Below are 2,901 nucleotides of genomic sequence, written 5' to 3' on the forward strand. Positions count from 1 at the left end.
TTTGCATTGCGCTCATTGCGCGAATACTGGCTCATGCCGTTGGTGACCACGCGACCGGGTTCCGAAGTGGCCGCGACCACGGTGCCGCCCGGGCACATGCAGAAGCTATAAACAGAACGGCCATTGCTGGCGTGATGCACGAGTTTGTAATCAGCTGCGCCCAGCAAGGGATTGCCGGCGTTGGAGCCGAAACGGCAACGGTCTATCAGCGATTGCGGATGCTCGATGCGAAAACCGATGGAAAACGGTTTCGGCTCGATATAGACGCCGCGTGCATCCAGCATCTGGAAAGTGTCGCGCGCACTGTGGCCGATCGCCAGCACCACGTAATCGGTTTCTATATGCGTGCCATCGGCCAGCTTCAAGCCGCGTACATGGCCGTCTTCGATTTCGATATCGTCGACCTTGCTCTCGAAGCGGAATTCGCCACCCAGTGCTTCTATCGTGGCGCGCATCAATTCGACCATCTTCACCAGGCGGAAGGTGCCTATGTGCGGCTTGCTGACGTACATGATTTCTTCCGGCGCATCGGCCTTGACGAATTCCATCAAGACCTTGCGGCCGTAATGCTTGGGATCCTTGACCTGGCTCCACAGCTTGCCGTCGGAAAAGGTGCCGGCGCCGCCTTCGCCGAATTGCACATTCGATTCCGGATGCAGCTCGCGCTTGCGCCACAGGCCGAAGGTGTCCTTGGTACGCTCACGCACCGATTTGCCGCGCTCCAGGATGATCGGCTTGAATCCCATCTGCGCCAGGATCAGGCCGGCGAACAGGCCGCAAGGGCCGGTGCCGATCACGACCGGGCGCATCTTCAGGTTCGCCGGCGCCTGTGCGACGAAGTGATAACTGGTGTCAGGCGCAGTCGTTACATGGCGGTTGCCGGCCAGGCGCTTTTGCACCTGCGCTTCATTCCTGACTTCAACATCCAGCGTGTAGACCAGCGTGATCGCACTTTTCTTGCGCGCGTCATAGCCGCGCCGGAAGATCGTGTAACGGATCAGGTCGTCCGCAGGTATCCCCAGCCGCGCCACGATGAAAGTGGCAAGATCTTCTTCCGGGTGGTCGAGGGGGAGTTGAACGTCGGTCAATCGCAACATGCTAGTTTCCAGCTGAACCCTGTAAAGAACTGTACTGCCGCCAGGGTTGTGTCGGTCGGCAGCGCGCTATTTTACTCCAGCCGTTTTGTTACACATGCCGGGCGGGCGAAAATCGTCTTGCCTGCAGCCGCAGCGCTCGATCAGGTATCCGTTACTGGCTGCAGCTGCAATTTTGTGTTTTTTGCAATTATTGTAACTGTGTACAAACAGTATGCTGTGCAGGCAATCTTTCCACTCTGCCAGCAAGGCTTTACCGTCCGCGCAACGCATCCGTTTTTAAAATGCGGATAAACAGCGGCCTGCATTGACTCCAAGAAACTAATTGGTTTATGGTCAGTGTAGACAAGGCTGCGCTGGAAGCCCGCCTGTGTCTATCCATTCAACAAAAGAGACGTTCATAGAACGCGCAATAGAGACTGTGAAAGGAGTGCACATGAGCGCCAATGCAAGCAGCGCAACATCTGCCATCAACGCTTTACCAACCGGCCCACTCGAATTTTTGTCCTTTACCCTGGGCAAGGAAGAGTACGGCATCTCGATACAAAAAGTGCAGGAACTGCGCGGTTACGAAACCGTCACGCGCATCGCCAATGCGCCGGAATTCATCATGGGCGTCGTCAACCTGCGCGGCATCATCGTGCCTATCGTCGACATGCGCATCAAGTTCAAGCTCGGCACGCCAACTTACGACCAGTTCACCGTGGTCGTGATACTCAATGTCGCAGGCAAGGTAGTCGGCATGGTGGTCGATAGCGTGTCGGACGTCATCACATTGACGCCTGAACAAATCAAGCCGGCGCCGGAAATGAGCGGTGCACTGGCCACCGATTACCTGCTTGGCCTGGGCACTGTCGATGAGCGCATGCTGATACTTGTTGATATCGATAAATTGATGTCCAGTGCCGAAATGGGACTGAGCGATCAAGGTATCGCCTAAGGCCGCTGTTCCGTCATCCACCACCAGCCAGGCTCCTGCAGCGGAATCAGAAAAATTTCCGGTTGCAGGACACCAGCTGTTTGCCTTGAGACCAAAATGCTAAAAAATATAACGATCAAATCCCTGCTTTTGTCTGTGATGGGCATCCTCTCGATACTGCTGGTTTCCACCGGCATCCTCGGATTGACCTCGCTGGATACTGCCAACAAGGCCTTGAAGTCCGTCTACGAAGACCGTACCGTGCCGGTCGGGCAGTTGAATACCGTCATCACGCTATTGACGATCAACCAGCTCGACCTCGCCGCCTCGATTTACGGCGACCCGGGCCTGGTAATCCCGAAAATGGATGCGATAGACAAGCGCGCGCAAGAAATCACCAAGGCCTTCGATGGTTTTATGGCGAGCAACTTGACGCCGGAAGAAAAAATCCTCGCCGATAAATTTGCCGCCGACCGCAAGATTTTTCTCGACAAGGCATTGACTCCGGCAGTGGCGGCCTCGCGCGGCGGCAATGTATTGCGCGTGACCGAGATCGTCAACGGACCGATGGAAGAGTTGATCGGGCCAGTACGCGCTGGCGCCAGCGCACTGATAGACCTGCAATTGCGCGAAGCGAAAAAAGCCTTCGAGGAATCGCAGGCGCGTTTTGTCATGGTGCGCAATATCTCGATCGCCGCCATCATCTTCGGCGTGCTGCTGGCAGGCTTCATGGCATTCTGGCTGATCCGCCTGATCGCACGTCCGCTGCATGAAGCCGTGAAAATTGCCAGGAGCGTGGCGGCCGGCGACCTGACGCAACAGATAGATGTGCAATCGACGAATGAAACCGGGCAGTTGCTCCAGGCCCTGAAAGACATGAACGAAAGC

At 56.1% G+C, this 2,901-nt stretch carries 4 protein-coding genes; 3 read left to right on the plus strand and 1 reads right to left on the minus strand.

What is annotated here, in order from left to right; translation table 11 throughout:
* Positions 1-1,097, minus strand: a 1,097-nt coding sequence (locus tag Q7T06_RS04765) for an NAD(P)/FAD-dependent oxidoreductase (protein WP_304781064.1), incomplete at its 3' end; no start/stop codon positions are given.
* On the opposite strand from Q7T06_RS04765, the gene Q7T06_RS04770 reads away from it, so the two are divergent.
* From Q7T06_RS04770 to Q7T06_RS04780, 3 genes are all read left to right on the plus strand, one after another.
* Entirely contained in the window at positions 1,074-1,388 is a 315-nt protein-coding gene (locus Q7T06_RS04770; protein ID WP_304781067.1) for a hypothetical protein, read from the plus strand. The genes Q7T06_RS04765 and Q7T06_RS04770 overlap by 24 nt on opposite strands.
* Before the next feature lie 142 nt (positions 1,389-1,530).
* On the plus strand, positions 1,531-2,034 hold the full coding sequence (locus tag Q7T06_RS04775; protein WP_304781070.1) for a chemotaxis protein CheW: 504 nt from the start codon (positions 1,531-1,533) through the stop codon (positions 2,032-2,034).
* A 96-nt stretch (positions 2,035-2,130) separates the two neighbouring features.
* Positions 2,131-2,901, plus strand: a 771-nt coding sequence (locus tag Q7T06_RS04780) for a Tar ligand binding domain-containing protein (protein ID WP_304781072.1), incomplete at its 3' end; no start/stop codon positions are given.

It is taken from the genome of Herminiimonas sp., from assembly GCF_030645555.1.
GTDB lineage: Bacteria > Pseudomonadota > Gammaproteobacteria > Burkholderiales > Burkholderiaceae_D > Oxalicibacterium.

Coding starts and splice junctions, on each gene's coding strand:
- Q7T06_RS04775 (WP_304781070.1), top strand. CDS start 1,531: ATGAGCGCCAATGCAAGCAGCGCAACATCTGCCATCAACGCTTTACCA.